16 protein-coding genes are annotated in these 19,689 nt (G+C 72.7%); 13 read left to right on the top strand and 3 right to left on the bottom strand.

Going from position 1 to position 19,689, the window contains the following annotated elements:
• Positions 1–47 precede the first annotated feature (47 nt).
• The 3 genes from dnaE to ACQUFX_RS14710 all read left to right on the top strand — a co-directional run bounded on the left by dnaE (position 48) and on the right by ACQUFX_RS14710 (position 5,450).
• Complete coding sequence (gene dnaE, locus ACQUFX_RS14720; protein ID WP_428966589.1) at positions 48–3,584, top strand: DNA polymerase III subunit alpha; 3,537 nt, start codon at positions 48–50, stop codon at positions 3,582–3,584.
• A 124-nt stretch (positions 3,585–3,708) separates the two neighbouring features.
• A complete protein-coding gene (locus ACQUFX_RS14715) occupies positions 3,709–4,746 on the top strand; it encodes an aminotransferase class V-fold PLP-dependent enzyme (RefSeq protein ID WP_428966588.1) in 1,038 nt (345 codons plus the stop codon).
• 92 nt (positions 4,747–4,838) lie between these two features.
• A complete protein-coding gene (locus ACQUFX_RS14710) occupies positions 4,839–5,450 on the top strand; it encodes a transcriptional regulator (RefSeq protein WP_428966587.1) in 612 nt (203 codons plus the stop codon).
• A gap of 79 nt (positions 5,451–5,529) precedes the next feature.
• Here ACQUFX_RS14710 and ACQUFX_RS14705 read toward each other — a convergent pair whose 3' ends face one another.
• Positions 5,530–6,093 carry a TetR/AcrR family transcriptional regulator gene (locus tag ACQUFX_RS14705; RefSeq protein WP_428966586.1) on the bottom strand — a complete coding sequence of 188 codons (564 nt, stop codon included), beginning with the start codon at positions 6,091–6,093 and terminating at the stop codon, positions 5,530–5,532.
• A gap of 54 nt (positions 6,094–6,147) precedes the next feature.
• Here ACQUFX_RS14705 and ACQUFX_RS14700 point away from each other — a divergent pair, with 54 nt between their 5' ends.
• The 9 genes from ACQUFX_RS14700 to ACQUFX_RS14660 all read left to right on the top strand — a co-directional run bounded on the left by ACQUFX_RS14700 (position 6,148) and on the right by ACQUFX_RS14660 (position 16,802).
• Positions 6,148–7,212, top strand: a complete 1,065-nt coding sequence (locus tag ACQUFX_RS14700) for an FAD-dependent oxidoreductase (RefSeq protein WP_428966585.1) — start codon at positions 6,148–6,150, stop codon at positions 7,210–7,212.
• Between the two features lie 101 nt (positions 7,213–7,313).
• A complete protein-coding gene (gene ruvC, locus ACQUFX_RS14695; RefSeq protein WP_428966584.1) occupies positions 7,314–7,841 on the top strand; it encodes a crossover junction endodeoxyribonuclease RuvC in 528 nt (175 codons plus the stop codon).
• Entirely contained in the window at positions 7,838–8,440 is a 603-nt protein-coding gene (ruvA, locus tag ACQUFX_RS14690) for a Holliday junction branch migration protein RuvA (RefSeq protein ID WP_428966583.1), read from the top strand. Before ruvC ends, ruvA begins: the two co-directional genes overlap by 4 nt.
• Positions 8,441–8,489: 49 nt before the next feature.
• Positions 8,490–9,554, top strand: coding sequence for a Holliday junction branch migration DNA helicase RuvB (gene ruvB, locus ACQUFX_RS14685; RefSeq protein ID WP_067367989.1), 1,065 nt, complete (start codon positions 8,490–8,492; stop codon positions 9,552–9,554).
• Between the two features lie 136 nt (positions 9,555–9,690).
• Entirely contained in the window at positions 9,691–10,047 is a 357-nt protein-coding gene (gene yajC / locus ACQUFX_RS14680; protein ID WP_428966582.1) for a preprotein translocase subunit YajC, read from the top strand.
• A gap of 223 nt (positions 10,048–10,270) precedes the next feature.
• On the top strand, positions 10,271–12,160 hold the full coding sequence (gene secD, locus ACQUFX_RS14675; RefSeq protein ID WP_428966581.1) for a protein translocase subunit SecD: 1,890 nt from the start codon (positions 10,271–10,273) through the stop codon (positions 12,158–12,160).
• Between the two features lie 3 nt (positions 12,161–12,163).
• Positions 12,164–13,345, top strand: a complete 1,182-nt coding sequence (gene secF, locus ACQUFX_RS14670; RefSeq protein ID WP_428966580.1) for a protein translocase subunit SecF — start codon at positions 12,164–12,166, stop codon at positions 13,343–13,345.
• Between the two features lie 104 nt (positions 13,346–13,449).
• A complete protein-coding gene (locus tag ACQUFX_RS14665; protein WP_428966579.1) occupies positions 13,450–14,013 on the top strand; it encodes an adenine phosphoribosyltransferase in 564 nt (187 codons plus the stop codon).
• Positions 14,014–14,285: 272 nt separating this feature from the next.
• Positions 14,286–16,802 (top strand): RelA/SpoT family protein, encoded by a 2,517-nt coding sequence (locus ACQUFX_RS14660; protein WP_428966578.1) that lies wholly within the window; start codon positions 14,286–14,288, stop codon positions 16,800–16,802.
• A gap of 132 nt (positions 16,803–16,934) precedes the next feature.
• On the opposite strand, the gene ACQUFX_RS14655 is transcribed toward ACQUFX_RS14660, so the two are convergent.
• Both ACQUFX_RS14655 and ACQUFX_RS14650 read right to left on the bottom strand, forming a co-directional pair.
• Positions 16,935–17,765, bottom strand: coding sequence for a peptidylprolyl isomerase (locus ACQUFX_RS14655; protein ID WP_067368010.1), 831 nt, complete (start codon positions 17,763–17,765; stop codon positions 16,935–16,937).
• 63 nt (positions 17,766–17,828) lie between these two features.
• The gene (locus ACQUFX_RS14650; protein ID WP_428966577.1) at positions 17,829–18,695 is read right to left on the bottom strand and encodes a peptidylprolyl isomerase; all 867 of its coding nucleotides are present in this window, start codon (positions 18,693–18,695) and stop codon (positions 17,829–17,831) included.
• 251 nt (positions 18,696–18,946) lie between these two features.
• On the opposite strand from ACQUFX_RS14650, the gene ACQUFX_RS14645 reads away from it, so the two are divergent.
• Complete coding sequence (locus ACQUFX_RS14645) at positions 18,947–19,666, top strand: MBL fold metallo-hydrolase (protein WP_428966576.1); 720 nt, start codon at positions 18,947–18,949, stop codon at positions 19,664–19,666.
• Positions 19,667–19,689: the final 23 nt, after the last annotated feature.

Genomic DNA, 19,689 nt, shown 5'->3' with positions numbered 1-19,689 from the left:
CCGGCTTGATCTCGCTGGCCCATGATCGACCTGGGGGGACGTCACGCATGGGGGACTCTTTCGCGCATCTGCACGTGCACACCGAGTACTCGATGCTCGACGGTGCGGCCCGGCTCAAGGACCTCTTCGCCGAGGCCAACCGGCTGGGTATGCCGGCGGTGGCGATCACCGACCACGGCAACATGCACGGCGCGAACGACTTCTACAAGCAGGCGATGTCCGCCGGGGTGAAACCGATCCTCGGGGTGGAGGCGTACGTCGCGCCGGAGTCCCGGTTCCACAAGCAGCGGGTCAAGTGGGGCCGGCCGGAGCAGAAGAGCGACGACGTCTCCGGTAACGGCGCGATCACCCACATGACCATGTGGGCGGCGAACAAGGACGGCCTGCACAACCTCTTCACCCTCAACTCGCGCGCCTCCATGGAGGGCCACTACGTGAAGTGGCCCCGGATGGACATGGAGCTGATCGCCGAGTACGCCGAGGGGATCATCGCCACCACCGGCTGCCCGTCCGGCGCGGTGCAGACCCGGCTGCGGCTGGGGCAGTTCGACGAGGCGCTCAAGGTGGCCTCGGCGTACCAGGACATCTTCGGCAAGGAGAACTACTTCCTGGAGATCATGGACCACGGGCTGGACATCGAGCGCCGGGTCCGGGAGGGGCTGACCGAGATCGGGCGCAAGCTCGGCATCCCGCCGGTGGTCACCAACGACTCGCACTACACCCACGAGGCCCAGGCCACCGCCCACGACGTGCTGCTCTGCGTGCAGACCGGCAGCAACATCGACGACCCGAACCGGTTCCGCTTCGAGGGCGGCGGTTACTTCGTCAAGTCCGCCGACCAGATGCGGGCGGTGGACTCCTCGGAGCTGTGGCAGGAGGGCTGCCGCAACACCCTGCTGGTCGCCGAGAAGGTCGACCCGGCCGGCATGTTCGAGTTCCGCAACCTGATGCCCCGGTTCCCGATTCCGGAGGGGGAGACCGAGGAGTCCTGGTTCCGCAAGGAGACCTTCAAGGGGCTGGGCCGCCGCTACCCGAACGGGATCCCCGAGGGGCACGTGGTGCAGGCCGAGTACGAGTTGGGCGTCATCATCCAGATGGGCTTCCCCTCGTACTTCCTCGTGGTCGCCGACTTCATCCAGTGGGCGAAGAGCCAGGGCATCGCGGTGGGTCCGGGCCGGGGGTCGGCCGCCGGGTCGCTGGTCGCGTACGCGCTGGGCATCACCGACCTGGACCCGATCCCGCACGGGCTGATCTTCGAGCGGTTCCTGAACCCCGAGCGGGTCTCCATGCCGGATGTCGACATCGACTTCGACGAGCGTCGGCGCGGTGAGGTGATCAAGTACGTCACCGACAAGTGGGGTGAGGACAAGGTCGCCCAGATCGCCACCTTCGGGACGATCAAGGCGAAGGCCGCGATCAAGGACTCGGCGCGGGTGCTGGGGTACCCGTACGCGGTCGGTGACCGGATCACCAAGGCCATGCCGCCGGCGGTGATGGGCAAGGACATCCCCCTGGAGGGGATCTTCGACCCGAAGCACCCCCGGTACGCCGAGGCCGGCGAGATCCGGGGCATGTACGAGGCCGAGCAGGACGTCAAGAAGGTCATCGACACCGCGCGGGGCATCGAGGGGCTGATCCGGCAGACCGGGGTGCACGCCGCCGGCGTGATCATGTCCGCCGAGCCGATCATCGAGCACATCCCGCTGATGCGCCGGGACTCCGACGGGGTGATCATCACCCAGTTCGACTACCCGACGTGCGAGTCGCTCGGGCTGTTGAAGATGGACTTCCTCGGCCTGCGCAACCTGACGATCATCGACGACGCGGTGAAGAACATCCAGCTCAACCACGGCAAGGAGCTGGACCTGCTGGCGCTGGAGCTGGACGACAAGGCGGCCTACGAGCTGCTGGCCCGGGGCGACACCCTGGGCGTGTTCCAGCTCGACGGCGGGCCGATGCGCTCCCTGCTGCGGATGATGAAGCCGGACAACTTCGAGGACATCTCCGCCGTCCTCGCCCTGTACCGGCCCGGCCCGATGGGCGTGGACTCGCACACCAACTACGCGCTGCGCAAGAACGGCCTCCAGGAGATCACCCCGATCCACCCGGAGCTGGAGGAGCCGCTGCGGGAGATCCTCGCCCCCACCCACGGCCTGATCGTGTACCAGGAGCAGGTGCAGCGCGCCGCGCAGATCCTCGCCGGGTACTCCCTCGGCCAGGCCGACCTGCTGCGCCGGGCGATGGGCAAGAAGAAGAAGGAGATCCTCGACAAGGAGTTCATCCCGTTCCGGGACGGCTGCCGCGAGCGGGGCTACTCCGACGAGGCCATCCAGGCGGTGTGGGACGTGCTGGTCCCGTTCGCCGGGTACGCCTTCAACAAGGCGCACTCCGCCGCGTACGGCCTGGTGTCGTACTGGACGGCGTACCTGAAGGCGCACTACCCGGCCGAGTACATGGCGGCGCTGCTCACCTCCGTCGGCGACGACAAGGACAAGATGGCGCTCTACCTCTCGGAGTGCCGCCGGATGCGCATCCAGGTGCTGCCGCCGGACGTGAACACCTCCGCCGGGCCGTTCACCCCGGTCGGTAAGGAGATCCGGTTCGGCCTCGGCGCGGTGCGCAACGTCGGCGCGAACGTGGTCGCCGCGATCATGCGCTGCCGCGAGGAGAAGGGCGAGTACGTCGACTTCTACGACTTCCTGAGCAAGGTCGACGCGGTGGTCTGCAACAAGAAGACCATCGAATCGCTGATCAAGGCCGGGGCGTTCGACGCGCTGAAGCACCCCCGCAAGGGGCTGCTCGCCGTGCACGCCGACGCGATCGACGCGTACGCCGACGTCAAGCGCAAGGAGGCCGTCGGCCAGTACGACCTCTTCGGGGCCGGGTTCGGCGAGGCCGAGACGGCGACCGGCAGCACCACCGTGATGCCCGTGATCGGGGACAGCGAGTGGGACAAGCGCGACAAGCTCGCCTTCGAGCGGGAGATGCTCGGCCTCTACGTCTCCGACCACCCGCTCTTCGGCCTGGAGCACGTCCTCGGCGCGGCGGCGGACACCACCATCTCCGCCCTGTCCGAGGAGGGTTCCGTCCCGGACGGGGCGGTGGTGACCCTCGCCGGGATCCTCTCCGGGGTCCAGCGCCGGGTCACCAAGCAGGGCCGGGCATGGGCCTCGGCCACCCTGGAGGACCTGGCCGGCGGGGTGGAGACGCTGTTCTTCCCGAACACGTACGAGGTGGTCGGGCAGTACATCGCCGAGGACGCGATCGTGGTGGTCAAGGGGCGGGTGGACCGCCGCGACGACACGCCCCGGATCATGGCGATGGACATGCAGATGCCGGACGTCACCAGCAACCCGGCGAACAAGCCGGTCACCCTGACCATCCCGGTGCACCGGCTCACGCCGCCGCTGGCCGACCGGCTCAAGGAGACCCTGCTGCTGCACCCCGGCGACACCGAGGTGCACGTCAAGCTGCACCGCCGCGACCGGGTCGAGACCTGGCGGCTCGGCCTGTTCCGGGTCGCCCCCACCACCGCCCTGATGGGCGACCTGAAGAGCGTGCTCGGCCCGGCCAACGTCGGCTGACCGCCCGGTGGCGCCTGGCCGGTGGCGCCTGACCGGCCGTGGCTGACCGGACGGCGGTGGCTGCCGGCCACCGCCGCCGGATTGGCGCTGCCAACCGGGGGCGGGCGTCACTAGCGTCGGTCGCGTGGACCTTCGCGCAGCACAGCAGCTCTGGCAGCCCGAACCGGGCTGGCTCAACACCGCCAGCTACGGCCTGCCGCCCGAACCGGCCTGGGCCGCCCTCCAGGCGGCACTGGCCGACTGGAGGGTCGGCCGGACCTCCTGGGAGGAATGGGGGGCGATGACCGAACGGGCCCGCGCGGCCTTCGCCCACCTGGTCTCGGCCCCGGTCGCGGACGTGGTCACCGGGGCCACCGTCTCGCAGATCGTCGCCCCGATCGCCGCCGCGCTGCCCGCCGGCGCCACGGTCGTCGTCCCGGAGGTCGAGTTCACCTCCAACCTCTTCCCGTGGCTGGTGCAGGTCGACCGGGGCGTCCGGGTCCGCGTGGTCGGGCTGGACGGGCTGGTCGAGGCGATCGACGCCGGTACCGACCTGGTGGCGTTCAGCCTGGTGCAGTCCGCCGACGGCACCGTGGCCCCGTACGAGCGGATCGTGGCCGCGGCCCGCGCGCACGACGCGCTGGTCGTGGTGGACGCGACGCAGGCGTGCGGCTGGCTGCCCTTCGACGCGACCCTGGCCGACGCGGTGGCGGTCGGCGGGTACAAGTGGCTGATGGCCCCGCGCGGGCTCTCCTACGGCTACCTCGCCCCGCACCTGCGGGACCGGATGCGTCCCGACGCGGCCGGCTGGTACGCCGGGCAGGACCCGCACTCCGCCTACTACGGGCCGCCGCTGCGGCTCACCGACGACGCCCGGCGGTTCGACCTCTCCCCGGCCTGGTTCAGCGCGGTCGGGGCGGCGCCGGCCCTGGAACTGCTGGTCGAGATCGGCATCCCGGCGGTGCGCGACCACGACGTGGCGCTGGCCAACCGGTTCCTCGCCGGGCTCGGCCGCCCGCCCGGCGACAGCGCGATCGTCACCGTGGACGTGCCCGGCGCGCAGCAGCGACTGGAGCGCGCCGGCATCCGGGCGGCGGTGCGGGCCGGCCGCGTCCGGGCCTCCTTCCACCTGTACTCCACGCCGCACGACGTCGACCTGGCCGTCGCCGCGCTCACCGACTGAGGCGGTCGCCACCCGCCCCGGCGGGGCGCATCCAAAGCGTCCGGTCCGGACGAAGTCCCGGGTAGTGACCGTCTACCCGGGAGGTGCGTCCGGTGCGGACCGATCCGATGTCGACCGACGCCGTCGAGGCGGCCCGCAAGCGGCTGACGGCGGCGGCCGAGGATCTGGACACCGACGGTATCGCCGGCCTGGTGCTGGAGTACGCGCAGCGGTCCGGGGTGGCGCCGTTCTGGGCGCAGGTGTGCGTACCGCTGCTGGCCGCGCTGCCGGATCGGGACGGCACCGGGATCGCCGTCGAGCACGCCCTGTCCGAGGGCGTCCGGGTGGGGCTGGACGTGCACGGGCGGCTGCCCCGCCGGCCGTACCCGCCCGACGGGGTGCTGCTCGCCGGCGCCGAGCAGGAGACCCACTGCCTCGGGCTGCACGCGCTCGCCGCGGCCCTGCGCGAGCAGGGGCGGGGGTGCCTGCTGCTCGGCCCGGCGCTGCCCTGGGTGGCGTTGGCCGGCGCGGTGTACCGGACCCGCCCGCACACCGTCGTGGTCTGGTCCCAGACCCCGGTCACCGGTCGGGCGTACCGGCTGGTCCGGTTCAGCCGGGACTTCCCGTCGGTCCGGGTCCGGGCGGCCGGGCCGGGCTGGATCGAGCCGCTGCCCGCCCCGCTGGACCGGTTCACCAGCCTGGTCGCCGCCGCCCGCGCCTGCTGACCGGCCCGACCGGGGGCCGGTGCCGGCGGAACGGGTCGTCGGCGGGCGTCGGCTCGGCGGGCGTCGGTTCGGCGGGCGGTCAGGCCGGCGGCGCCAGCAGGCCGCGCAGCAGGGCGGTGAGCGCGGCCTCCGGGGCGAAGTCGGGTTCGGGGTGGGCGACCTGGGTGAAGAGCAGCCCCTCGACGAGCGCGAGCAGGGTCCGCAGGTCGGTCTGCGGGTCGGGTGCGCCCAGGGCGGCGAGCAGGGGTACCCCCCAGCCGGCCAGCCGGTCCCGCCCGGCGGCGATGGCCGGCCGCAGGTCGGGGCGGACGGCCGCCTCCATGAACAGGGCCTGCCGGGCCAGGACGAGGCCGCGCTGCGGGCCGGCGAGGTCGCGCAGCAGCCGGCCGAGCACGGCGACGAACCCGGCGACGTCGGTCGGCGGGCGGTCGGCGGCGAGCCGGTCCCAGGCCGCCGTCTCCTGTTCCAGCACCCGGTCCAGCGCGGCGGTGAGCAGGGCGTCGCGGGTGCGGTACTGGTTGGAGGCGGAGCCCTCCGGCAGCCCGGCCGCCTCGTCCACGGCGCGGTGGGTGAGCTGGCGCAGGCCCCGGGCGCCGAGCACCCGGATGGCCGCGTCCTGGAGGCGCTGTCGCCGATCGGTCACCCGCTCACACTACAGCCGTAGTCGAGGTGACTACATCTGTAGTAACCTGCCGGCATGGGCAGGCGGGCTGTGGTGGTGGGTGGCGGCATCGGTGGGTTGGCGACGGCGCTCGGGCTGCGCCGGGCGGGCTGGGCGGTCACCGTCCTGGAACGTGCCGGCGGGCTGCCGGAGACCGGCACCGGGCTGGGCATCTGGCCGAGCGCGCTGCGGGCCCTCGACGCCCTCGGGGTGGGGGAGCAGGCCCGGCGGCGGGGCCGCCCGCAGCTCGGCGGCGCGTTCCGCCGCCCCGACGGCAGCCGGATCGCCACCATGGACCTCCAGCGGCTGGCCCGCCGGCACGGCGAGACCGTGCACCTGCTCGACCGCCCCACGCTGCTCGGCCTGCTCGCCGAGGCGCTCCCCGCCGACGTGCTCCGGTTCGCCGCGCCGGTGGCCCGCCTCGCCGACCTCGGCACCGACCACGACCTGGTGGTGGGCGCCGACGGCCTGCGCAGCGTGGTCCGGGCCGAGCTGCACGGCGAGCGGTACCCGCTGCGGTACGCGGGCGTCGTCGCCTGGCGGGGGGTGGCCCCGCTGGAGGTCCCCGTCGGCGGCGAGACCTGGGGGCGGGGCGTGAAGGTCGGCGTCACCCCGCAGGGCCCCGGCCGCACCAACTGGTACGCCGTGAAGGCCGCCCCGGCGGGCTGGCGGCCGGCCGACGGGCACCTCGCCGAGCTGCGCCGGCTCTTCGGCGACTGGCACGATCCGGTGCCCCGCCTGCTGGCCGCGATGGACCCGGCCGACGTGCTCTGCCACGACGTGCACGACCTCACCCCGCTGCCGAGCTACGTGCGGGGTCGGGTCGCGCTGCTCGGCGACGCCGCCCACGCGATGACCCCCGACCTGGGCCAGGGCGCCTGCCAGGCGCTGATCGACGCGGTGGCGCTGGCCGGGTGCCTCGACGACGCCGGCGCCGACGTGGCCGCCGGGCTGCGGGCGTACGACCGGCTGCGGCGACCCCCGACGCAGCGGATGGCCGCGATGGCCCGCCGGGCGGGACGCCTCGGGCAGGTCCGGCGCGGGACCCGGCTGCGCGACGCGGCGCTGCGCCTGGCGATGGTCGCCGGCCCACCCGGCTGACCGGGTGTGCCGCCCGCCCGGCGTGTCCCCGGGCGCGTCGTCGCCGGTCGCCCAGTAGGGTGTCGAACACACGTACTGCTGGCGGTCGGGGAGGAGGCGGCGTGCGGGTGCTCGGCGTCGACCCGGGGCTGACCCGGTGCGGGGTCGGCGTGGTCGAGGGCGTCCCCGGCCGGCCCTGCACCCTGGTCGTCTACCACGTGGTGCGCACCGACCCGGCCGACGAGCTGCCGACCCGCCTGCTGCACCTGGACCGGGCCCTCACCGACCTGGTCGCCGAGCACCGGCCGGAGGCGGTCGCCGTCGAGCGGGTGTTCAGCCAGCACAACGTCCGGACGGTGATGGGCACCGCCCAGGCCAGCGGGATCGCCGTGCTCGCCGGGGCCCGCGCCGGGCTGCCGGTGCAGACGTACACGCCGAGCGAGGTGAAGGCGGCCGTGACCGGTTCCGGTCAGGCGGACAAGCGCCAGATGACCGTCATGGTGACCCGGCTGCTGCGGCTCGCCGAGCCGCCGAAGCCCGCCGACGCGGCCGACGCCCTGGCGCTGGCGATCTGCCACGTCTGGCGCGGGGGCACCCGGTCCAGGCTGGCCGAAGCGACCGAGCGGGTGCGACGAGGAGGAGCAAGATGATCGCCAGCGTACGCGGCACCGTGGTCGCGACCGGTCCGGACCACGCGGTGGTGGAGGTCGGCGGGGTCGGTCTCGCCGTCCAGTGCGCCCCCGGCACCCTGGCCGGCCTGCGGGTCGGCACGCCGGCCCGGCTCGCCACCAGCCTGGTGGTCCGGGAGGACTCGCTCACCCTCTACGGGTTCGCCGACGACGACGCCAAGGCGCTGTTCGAGCTGCTCCAGACGGCCAGCGGGGTGGGGCCCCGGCTGGCCCAGGCGGTGCTCGCCGTGCTCACCCCCGACGAGGTGCGCATGGCCGTCGCCAACGCCGACACCGCCACCCTGACCCGGGTCCCCGGCATCGGCAAGAAGGGGGCCGAACGCCTGGTCCTGGAGCTGCGGGACCGGATCGGCCCGGTGCCGGTGGGCGCCGACGGCGCGGCCGGGGTGACCGGCGGCAACTGGCCCGAGCAGGTCCGGCAGGCCCTGGTCGGCCTGGGCTGGACGGCCGGGCAGGCCGACCAGGCCGTGGCGGCGGTCGCGGAGACCGTCGACGGGGAGACCCCGCCGGTGCCGGTCCTGCTCAAGCAGGCCATCCGACTGCTCGGCCGGACCCGATGACCGCGCGGCGCGGGCCGGGCCCGCACACCCCGCGCAGGGAGGGACCGCGATGACCGAGCCGAACCTGGTCTCGGCGTACGCCAGCGAGGCGGAACGGGACGCGGAGGTCAGCGTCCGGCCGCGCCGGCTGGCCGACTTCATCGCCCAGCACCGGGTCCGTGACCAGCTCGACCTGCTCCTGCAGGGGGCCATGCGGCGGGGTTCCCCGCCGGACCACATCCTGCTCTCCGGCCCGCCCGGCCTGGGCAAGACCTCGCTGGCCAACATCGTCGCCGCCGAACTGGGCACGGGGATCCGGGTGACCAGCGGCCCGGCCATCGAACGCTCGGGCGACCTGGCCGCCATCCTGACCAGCCTGGCCGAGGGTGACGTGCTCTTCATCGACGAGATCCACCGGATCGCCCGGCCGGCCGAGGAGCTGCTCTACAGCGCGATGGAGGACTTCCGGGTCGACGTGGTGGTCGGCAAGGGCCCCGGGGCCACCGCGATCCCGCTGGACGTCGAGCCGTTCACCCTGGTCGGCGCGACCACCCGGTCCGGCCTGCTCACCGGCCCGATGCGGGACCGGTTCGGGTTCGTCGCGCACCTGGACTTCTACTCCCCGGCGGATCTGGAGGCGCTGCTGCACCGCTCGGCGCGGATCCTCGGCGTGCCGATCACCGACGACGGCGCCGCCGAGATCGCCGGCCGGTCCCGGGGCACGCCCCGGATCGCCAACCGGCTGCTGCGCCGGGTGCGGGACTTCGCCGAGGTCCGGGCCGACGGCGTGGTCACCCTGGAGACCGCGCGGGCGGCCCTGACCGTGTACGACGTCGACGCCCTCGGCCTGGACCGGCTGGACCGCGCGGTGCTGACCGCCCTGGTCGACTCGTTCCGGGGCGGCCCGGTCGGGCTCTCCACCCTGGCGGTGGCCGTGGGGGAGCAGCCGGACACGGTCGAGGAGGTCTGCGAGCCGTTCCTGGTCCGGGCCGGGCTGCTGGCCCGGACGCCGCGTGGTCGGGTGGCCACGGAGGCGGCCTGGCACCATCTCGGTCGTATCCCGCCTAATGGTACATTTGGCCTCGACGCCCCTCCCGTGCCCGATCTGTTCACCCGTGCGCCGGAACAGCCGTGATCCGTTCGTGATCTGTGCCGCATTCGGCGTTCCCAGGTGCAGGGACTAGACTCGCCGCGGTCTACAGGACGTGAGAATTCGCTTCCACTCCGGCGCACACCGCGTCGACGGGGAAGCTGATGGGAAGGTCAGCACCGTGCTTATCGCAGCAGAGGGCGGCGGGGGGGCCGGCAGTTTCACGCCGCTCCTGATGATCGCTCTGCTCTTCGCCGTCATGTACTTCATGATGATCCGCCCCCAGCAGAAGCGCCGCCGTGAGGCGGAGCAGATGCAGTCCGGCCTGGGCCCCGGCGACGAGGTGGTCACCATCGGCGGGCTCTACGGCACGGTCACCGGCGTCGATGACGAAACCGTTTTGCTGGAGGTCGCCCCCGGCGTGCAGACCCGGTACGCGCGTCCGGCCATCGCCCGGGTCGTCAAGCGGGCCGAGCAGGAGGAGGAGGCCACGCCGGCTCCCTCCACCGCCGAGGGCGCCGAGGTCGTCAAGGAGTAATCGCCGCGCCCGACGGGGCAGCGGAGATATCGTCACAAGTGGATAGTTAGATCGGTGTCCCGGTCGACACGTCGCACCCCCGCTCTCCGCCGCTCGTCTCGGCGGCGCGGGGGGCGTCGTGCCGGTGGGGGCACCGATCAGGCACAGACGTCGCCGGGACCACCGGCCCGAGTTCCGCCGCCGTTGCACCCGGCGCGCGACCGTACAGGGAGACAGGACAGCCGTGGCACCACCTCAGGGACAGATGCGCCCCGGGCGGCAGCTCGCCGTGCTCGGGATCATCTTCGTCGTCCTCTATCTTTTGGTGTTCTTCGCGGGCGGCGCCAGCGGTGGCTGGAAGGACCGGCTGGAGCCACGGCTCGGCCTGGACCTGGTCGGCGGCACCCGGCTGACGCTGGAGGCGACCAACACCGTCGACGGCCGACCGCCGACGGCGGAGAACCTCGAAGAGGCCCGTCAGATCATCGAGAACCGGGTCAACGCCTTCGGTGTGGCCGAGGCCGAGGTGGTCACCGAGGGCGACCGCAACATCGTCATCTCCCTGCCCGGTGAGAACCGGGACCTGAGCGACGTGGGGAGCGCCGCCGAGCTGCGCTTCCGCAAGGTGCTCAAGGCCACCGACGGCAGCGGCACCCTCGCCGCTCCCGCGCCGGCGCCGACGGAGACCCCGTCCGGCAGCCCGGCGGCCTCCCCGGCGGCCAGCCCCGAGGTGGAGGCCAGCCCCGGGGCGCAGGCCAGCGCCACGCCCTCGGCGGGTGGTCAGGGCGGCATGGCCCCGACCCCGACGCCGAGCGCCTCGGCCAGCCCCGGGCCGTCGCCGAGCGGCGGCGCCGCCCCCGGGCCGCAGACCATCGAGGAGCAGCGCAAGGCGGTGGAGGAGAAGGTCGGCGCCGAGGCGTGGCAGGCCGCGAACGCCCTGCAGGCCCCGGCGGACCTGACCACCGACCCGTCGCTGGCCGAGAAGCTCGCGCCGTTCGGCACGCTCAGCGCCCGCGAGGTGGCGGTGCTGCCGGTGCCGGTCCAGTTCAACGTGCCGACGGTCGGGTGCGCCCAGCTCGACGAGCGCCCGCCGGCGTCGATCAAGGACGAGAACCAGCAGGCGGTGGCCTGCGAGGCCGGCATCAAGTACCTGCTCGACCAGGCCAAGGTGCTCGGTACCGACGTCGGGAACGCCTCCGCGGTGCTCGACCAGACCAGCCAGTGGGTGGTCAGCCTCGACTTCAAGAGCGACGGCCAGCGCAAGTGGACCGAGCTGACCCGCGAGGCGTTCAACAACACCGGCGGGGCCTGCGAGGCCAGCGCGCTGGGCCAGGACGGCAAGTGCCGGGTGGCCGTCGTCCTCGACAACACGATCGTCTCCTCGCCCGAGATCCAGGGCGTGCTGACCGGCGACTCGCAGATCACCGGCAGCTTCACCCAGGCCGCCGCCAGCGAGCTGGCCGGTAACCTGCGCTACGGCGCGCTGCCGGTCACCTTCGAGGAGCAGGAGCAGCAGAACGTCACCGCGACCCTCGGTGAGAGCCACCTGCGGGCCGGTCTGCTCGCCGCCGGTATCGGCATGCTGCTGGTCGTCATCTACTCGTTCTTCTACTACCGCCTGCTCGGCTCGGTGATCTTCCTGAGCCTGGTGCTGTCGGCGCTCATGCTCTACGGCGCGCTGGTGTTCCTGGGCCGCCAGATCGGCTTCACCCTCACCCTCGCCGGCATCGCCGGCATCATCGTCTCGCTCGGTGTGGCGGCGGACTCCTTCGTCATCTACTTCGAACGACTCAAGGACGAGATCCGCGAGGGCCGCAGCCCCCGCAGCGCCGTGCCCCGGGCCTGGATCCGGGCCCGTCGGACGATCATCTCGGCCAACGCGATCACCATCATGTCGGCCGTGGTGCTCTACGTCGTCTCCGTCGGCGCGGTGAAGGGCTTCGCCTTCGCCCTCGGCATGGCCACCGTGATCGACCTGCTGGTGGTCTTCCTGTTCCGTCATCCGATCATGGCGATGCTCGCCCGGACGAAGGCGTTCCTGTCCCCGCGGGTCAGCGGTCTGGGTCGGGCCCTGCCACCCCGGGCGGAAGAGCAGCCGGCCAAGCCCCGCAACCCGCGCGTCAAGGAGGCCTGAGCAATGGCTAAGAATTCGCTCGCGTCCCGGCTCTACCGGGGTGAGGCCGGGATCGAGGTCATCGGCCGGCGCAAGCTCTGGTTCTCGGTGGCGGCCGTACTCGTCCTGATCGCGGTGCTCAGCATCGCGGTGCGCGGGTTCAGCCTGGGCATCGAGTTCGCCGGTGGCAACTCCTTCCAGATCCCGGCCAGCGTCGGCACCCTGGAGCAGGCCGAAGACACCGTCGAGGCGGCGCTGGCGACCGAGGGCGACGGGGCCGAGCTGGTCACCGCCCAGGTGGTCGGCGGGCCCAGCGGCAGCTACTACGAGATGCGGACCTCGCAGCTCACCACCGACCAGTCCAACGCGGTCCGGGCGGAGCTGGCCGAACAGTTCGGCGTGCCGAACGACCAGATCAGCGGCAACCAGGTCAGCCAGGCGTGGGGCCAGCAGGTCACCTCGCGGGCGCTGCTCGGCCTGGTGGTCTTCCTCGCCCTGGTGACGCTCTACCTGGTCGTGCGGTTCGAGTGGCGGATGGCGGCGGCGGCCGTCTTCTCGCTGGTGATGAACCTGATCCTGACCGCCGGTGTCTACTCGCTGGTCGGTTTCGAGGTCACCCCGTCGACGGTGGTCGGCTTCCTGACGATCCTCGGCTTCGCGTTGTACGACGTCGTGGTCATCTTCGACAAGGTCCAGGAGAACGTCAGAGGCATCACCGCGAGCAACACCATGAACTACGGCGAGGCGACCAACCTGGCGATCAACCAGAGCCTGATGCGGTCGCTGAACACCTCCGTGGTCGCCCTGCTGCCGGTCGGCGGTCTGCTCTTCATCGGTGCCGGCCTGCTCGGCGCGGGCACCCTGAAGGACCTGGGCCTGGTGCTCTTCGTCGGTATGGCGATGGCCTTCCTGACCTCGATCCTGCTGGCCACCTCGCTGCTGGTGGTCCTGAAGAACCAGGAGCCGCGGATCCAGGCGCACAACAAGCGGGTGGCGTCCCGGCAGGTCGCCGTGGCCAGGGGCGAGGTCGCCCCCAAGTCCGCCGCGCGCGGCGAGGAGCCGGCCGGCGAGAAGACCGAGGCCGGCACCCCGGCGCTGGCCGGTGCCGCGCCGAAGGTCGGTGCCCGCCCGGCGGGCAAGCGCCCGTCCGGTGCCCGCGGCGGTCGCCCCGGCGGAAACCGGCCGGGCGGTGCCAAACGGCGCTGACCGGTCACCGACCGCCTACCCGGTGACGACCGGTACGACGGCGTCCTGCATGCTGTGCGCTACAGCGAGCAGGACGCCGTCGTCGTCGAAGGGGAGCGAACGCCGTGACGGAGACCCACAGCGTGGTACGCGGTGACAGTGGCCCGGAGGTCGCTCGGCTGGTGGCCAGCCGGGTGCTCGACGTACCGGACTTTCCCAGCCCCGGGGTCCTGTTCAAGGACCTGATGCCGCTCTTCGCCGACGGGGCGGTGTTCCGTGAGGTCATCGACGGCATCGTGGCGTACCACGGCCGGGAGTCCTTCGACGTCGTGGTCGGCATCGAGGCGCGCGGTTTCGTGGTCGCCGCCGCCATCGCGTACGCGACGGGGGTCGGCGTGGTGCCGGTGCGCAAGGCCGGCAAGCTGCCCCGGCCGGCGTACTCCGCCTCGTACGCGCTGGAGTACGGCGAGGCCACCCTGGAGGTGCACGAGGACGCCTTCACCGCCGGGCACCGGGTGCTGGTGGTCGACGACGTGCTCGCCACCGGCGGGACCGCCGAGGCGACCCTCGGCCTGGTCGAGCGGGCCGGTGGCACCGTCGCCGGCTTCACCGTGCTGCTGGAGTTGGCCTTCCTCGGTGCCCGGGAGCGGCTCGCCCCACGCCCGGTCCATGCCCTGCTGACCGTTTGATTCACGGCCGCCGGGGCGACCCGGAACCGGTACGACCGGCGGAGCGGCAGGGCACCGTGCGTGCGGGTAGCATTGCCCTTTGCTGACCGGGCGGAGTGCCGCCCGGCGGTGCGAGACCAGGCCGCCGGGCCGACCGCCCGGCGGTGCAAGACGGAGCCGTCGGGTGGCTCCCCCGGTGCTGGAAGACCAGCCCGCCGGGTGTTCGCCCGGCGGTGGAAGACCAGGCCGGCCGGCGTGCGGTCGGCTCATCCCGGCGATCGGTGAGGAGGCCGGTGTCCCACGATGTCGTCCCTCCGGCGGAGGGCACGGTGCACCCCACAGGCGACGCGGACGGCTCGGTGAGCGACCGGAACGGCATCCCACCGGAGCGGGCCTCGGGCCCCGGGGCCGGCGCACCCGCGCCGGCCGACCTCGGACGTCCCGGCGTGATGCCCGGGGCGGCCGGTGCGTCCACCGGCGCCGGCTCCGACGGGGCCGTGGTGCCCTTCCCGCTCGACGAGGACCCCTCCCCGAGCGCCGGGTTCGGCCTCTCCAACGCGCCGACCGGCCGGCGGGTGCGGGCCCGGCTCGCCCGGTTCAACGCCCCCTGGCAGACGTCGCAGGTCAGCGAGGTGCTGGAGCCGCTGATCGCGCTGCATCGGGAGAACCACCCCAAGGCGGACGCGCGGCTGCTCCAGCGGGCCTTCGACACCGCGGCCCGCTGGCACTCGGGGCAGTACCGCAAGTCCGGTGACCCGTACATCACCCACCCGCTCGCGGTCGCCACCATCCTGGCCACCCTGGGCATGGACACCACCACGCTGGTCGCGGCGCTGCTGCACGACACGATCGAGGACACCGAGTACGTCCTCGACCAGATGCGGGCGGACTTCGGCGGCGAGGTGGCGCTGCTGGTCGACGGGGTGACCAAGCTCGACAAGGTCAAGCTGGGCGACGCGGCCAAGGCGGAGACCATCCGCAAGATGGTCGTGGCGATGGCCAAGGACCCCCGGGTCCTGGTGATCAAGCTGGCCGACCGGCTGCACAACATGCGGACCCTCTCCTTCCTGCCCGCGCCGAAGCGGGAGCAGAAGGCGAAGGAGACGCTGGAGATCCTCGCCCCGCTCGCCCACCGCCTCGGCATGAACACGATCAAGTGGGAGCTGGAGGACCTGGCCTTCGGCACCCTCTTCCCGAAGCGGTACGAGGAGATCCTCCGGCTGATCGGGGAGCACCAGCCGCAGCGGGAGGCGCTGCTCAAGCAGGTGACCCAGAAGGTCGGGACGGACCTCAAGTCCGCCAAGATCAAGGCTGAGGTGACCGGCCGGCCGAAGCACCTGTACTCGATCTACCAGAAGATGATCGTGCGGGGGCGGGACTTCAACGACATCTACGACCTGGTCGGGGTGCGGATCCTGGTCGACACGGTGCGGGACTGCTACGCGGCGCTGGGGGTCATCCACGCCAACTGGCAGCCGGTGCCGGGCCGGTTCAAGGACTACATCGCGATGCCCAAGTTCAACATGTACCAGTCGCTGCACACGACGGTCATCGGGCCCACCGGCAAGCCGGTGGAGATGCAGATCCGCACGTACGCGATGCACCGCACCGCCGAGTTCGGCATCGCCGCGCACTGGAAGTACAAGGAGCACAAGGGCACCCAGATCGTCGGCCCGCCGGCGCACATCGACGAGATGACCTGGCTGCGGCAGCTCCTGGACTGGCAGCGGGAGGCGGCCGACCCGAGCGAGTTCCTCGACGCGCTACGCTTCGACCTGTCCAGCCAGGAGGTGTACGTCTTCACCCCCAAGGGGGACGTCATCCCGCTGCCGACCGGGTCGACGCCGGTGGACTTCGCGTACGCGGTGCACACCGAGGTCGGGCACAAGTGCATCGGGGCGCGGGTCAACGGCAAGCTGGTGCCGCTGGAGTCGACGCTGTCCAACGGCGACGTGATCGAGATCTTCACCTCGAAGTCCGACACCGCCGGCCCGACGCAGGACTGGCTCGGCTTCGTCAAGAGCCCCCGGGCCCGCACCAAGATCCGCCAGTACTTCAACAAGGAGCGGCGCGAGGAGGCGATCGAGGCCGGCAAGGACGCGATCGTCAAGGCGATGCGCAAGCAGGGCATGCCGTTGCAGCGGATGCTCACCTCCGACAACCTGATGGCGATCGCCCGGGACCTGCACCTGGCCGACGTGGCCTCGTTGTACGCGGCGGTCGGCGACAGCCAGGTCTCCGCCCAGTCCGTGGTGCAGAAGCTGATGGCCACCTACGGCGGGGAGGAGGGGGCGGTCGAGGACATCGCCGAGACCGCCGTCGCCACCCGCCCGCCGCGCAGCCGGGCCTCCAGCCACGACCCGGGCGTGGTCGTCCGGGGCGTCAGCGACGTCTGGATCAAGCTGGCCCGCTGCTGCACACCGGTGCCGCCGGACACCGTCTTCGGCTTCGTCACCCGCTCCGGCGGGGTGAGCGTGCACCGCGACGACTGCGCCAACGCCGAGGACCTCAGGGCGCAGGTGGAACGGGTCGTCGAGGTGACCTGGAAGCTCACCTCCGCCTCCACGTTCCTGGTCGCCATCCAGGTGGAGGCCCTCGACCGGCACAAGCTGCTGGCCGACGTGACGCGGGTGCTCTCCGAGGAGCGGGTCAACATCCTCTCCGCCACGGTCACCACCACCCGCGACCGGGTGGCGGTGAGCCGGTTCAGCTTCGAGATGGCCGACCCGAAGCACCTCGGGCACCTGCTCGCCGCGGTGCGCAAGGTCGACGGGGTCTTCGACGCGTACCGGGTCACCTCGAACTCCTGACCCGCCCACCGCCCGGCGCCGTCGCGACGGCGCCGGGCGGGTGCGCGTCCCCGACCCGCCGCACCGCGGGGAACACCGACAGCGCCCGCCGGCTCGGCCGACGGGCGCTGTCGGGTGGTACGGGACCGGCGGTCAGGCGTCGGTCATCGTGAGGTCGGTGATGACGACCTCCTTCTTCGGGTGGCCACCCCCGGCCTGCTGGGCGAACGCCCCGTCGTCGCCGGCCTCGGCGATCTCCTTGACCAGGTCCATGCCGCCGGTGATGGTGCCCAGCACGGTGTAGTTCGGGTCCAGCGGCGAGTCGCCGTAGACGATGAAGAACTGGCTGCCGGTGCTCGTCGGCTGCCCCGAGTTGGCCATCGCGATGACGCCCTCCGGGTACGGCGGACGCTTGTCGGTGGGCAGGTTCTCCTCGGCCAGCCGGTAGCTCGGGCCGCCGGTGCCGTCGGTGTCCCGCCAGCCCTTGCCGGTGGCGCTGGGGTCACCGCACTGCAACACCTTGATGCCCTCGGTGACCAGCCGGTGGCACTTGCTGTTGTCGAAGAAGTCCTTGCCCGCCAGGTGCGTGAAGCTGCCCGCGGTGCAGGGGACCGCGGAGCGGTCGACCTTGGCGGTGATCGGACCCAGGTTGGTGGTGATGGTCAGGGTCTGGCTGCCGGTGTTGGGCTGCTCCGTCGCCGGGAGCCCGACATCCTTGGTCTGCGGGGACCGCTGCTCGGCGGGGACCTCGGTGTAGTAGCACTGGGAGTGGCCGGCCGCCGGCCCGGCGGTCTGCTGCTGCTCGTCGTCGCCGAGGCTGCTGGCCAGCCAGACGGTCCCGGCGACCACGAGCAGCAGGGCCGCCGAGGCGCCGACGATGGCCTGAATCTGGCGGCGCTTGCGGGCCTTGGCCGAGCGCTCGGCCATCTCCCGCTCGAGTCGGGCCCGCGCCGCCACGCGCTGCCGATCTCTGGTGGACGTCACGCCTGGATCCTCCTGGACTGCTCGGGCGCGGTCGGTGCCGCTGGTCGGTGGGCGGGGAGCGGGTCAGCCGGCGCTCGGGCTCGGCGCCGGTTCGGTCGGTGCCGGCGCGTTCGCCGACGCGCCGACGGTGAGGGTCCGGATCACCACGTCGGTCTCCGGCTTGACCTTGTCCCCGTTGCCATTGTCCACGGTCGGCAGGGCACCGATCTTCTCCACCACGTCCAGCCCCTCGGTGACCCGGCCGACGACCGGGTACGCCGGCTCGGCCGGGTCGAAGTCCTTGAAGAAGATCAGGAACTGGCTGCCGTTCACGCCGGGGGCGCTGCCGACCATCGCCACCGTGCCCTTCGGGTACGCCGGCTCCCGCTCCGGGGCGGGGCTGGCCGACGGGTCGGGCGCCGGGATCGGGACGTTCTCGTCGGAGAACGAGTAGGTCGGCCCGCCGAGGCCGGTGCCGCTGGGGTCGCCGCAGCGCACCGCGCCCTCGGCGGTGATCTCGTGGCAGTTGGTGTTGTCGTAGAAGGCCCGGCCGGCCAGGTGCTCCAGGCTCGCCGCGCTGCACGGCGCGAGGGCCAGGTCGAGCTCGGCGGTGACCGCGCCCTGGTTCGTGGTGACCGTCATCGGCCGGGTGCCCTCGGTCGGCAGGCCGACGGTGGTCGGGGTGCCGACGTCCTTGAGGCTGTTGTTGCCGCCGCCGTCCTGCGGCGTCCAGGCGCAGACCTCGTTGTTGGCGGCGGTCGTCTCCTCCGGGTCGGACTCGAAGGCGCCCAGCGCCCACGCCGAACCGACGACGATCAGCAGCACCACCACGGCGGCGCCCACCGCGGCCTGGATCTGCCGCCGGCGTTTCGTGGCGGCGGCGCGCCGGGCCTGCTGGCGGTCGAGCTTGGCCCGCGCGAGTTTGCGCTGCCGGTCCCTGCTGGAAGCCACTCGCGCTCCCCTTCCTCTACCCTGGTGGTCGCGACGGACGACGGGCGCGCCCCGTCGGGTGTCACCGTGCGCCACGCCACACGCCCGCCAGAGTGTACGGGTAACTGCTGGGAATGTGGTGTACGAGGTCGGTCCCGGTGCCGGTGGGCCCGGTTCCGGTCGGCCGGGGCGGCGGTGGGCGGGCCGGGTGATCCGGTGTGCCGGCGGTTAGGCTGCTCACCGGAGGACAACCTGACGGAAGGGGAGCGGACGTGCTCGTGGCCAGCGTTCCCGCGGAAGCCTTCGGCACCAACTGCTACGTGGTGGCCGCCGGCCCGGGGGAGCAGTGCGTGGTGGTCGACCCGGGCATCGGCGTCCTCGACCGGCTCGACGCCGTGCTGGCCGAGCACCGGCTGCACCCGGCCGCGGTGCTGCTCACCCACGGCCATCTCGACCACACCTTCTCGGGCGCGCCGGTCTGCGGCGCGCGGGGGATCACCGCGTACGTGCACCCCGGCGACCGGGAGATGCTCGCCGACCCCGCCAAGGGCCTCTCCGCGGACCTCTCCGCGCTCTTCGGCGGGCGGCTGCCGTACACCGAGCCGGAGGACGTCGCCGAGCTGACCGACGGCGGCACGCTCAGCCTGGCCGGGCTGGAGATCACCGTCGACCACGCCCCCGGCCATACCGGCGGGTCGGTGCTGTTCCGGCTGCCGGCCACCGGCTCGACGTGGGAGGCCGAGCAGCTCTGCCTCTCCGGCGACGTGCTCTTCGCCGGCTCGATCGGCCGCACCGACCTGCCCGGCGGCAGCATGCCGGCGATGCTCACCAGCCTCCGGGAGAAGATCCTCCCGCTGGCCGACGACACCGTCGTGCTGCCCGGCCACGGCCCCGCGACCACCATCGGCCGCGAGCGCGCCGGCAACCCGTACCTCGTCGAGGTGGCGCGCTCCGGCGGTGGCCGACCGGCCGCGCCCGCCCGCGGCCTGTGACGACCCGGTCCGGCCGTCACCGG

The sequence above is a fragment of the Micromonospora fluostatini genome, from assembly GCF_050410825.1.
Lineage (GTDB): Bacteria > Actinomycetota > Actinomycetes > Mycobacteriales > Micromonosporaceae > Micromonospora > Micromonospora rosaria.
This window is presented reverse-complemented; position numbering and strand designations above follow the sequence as displayed.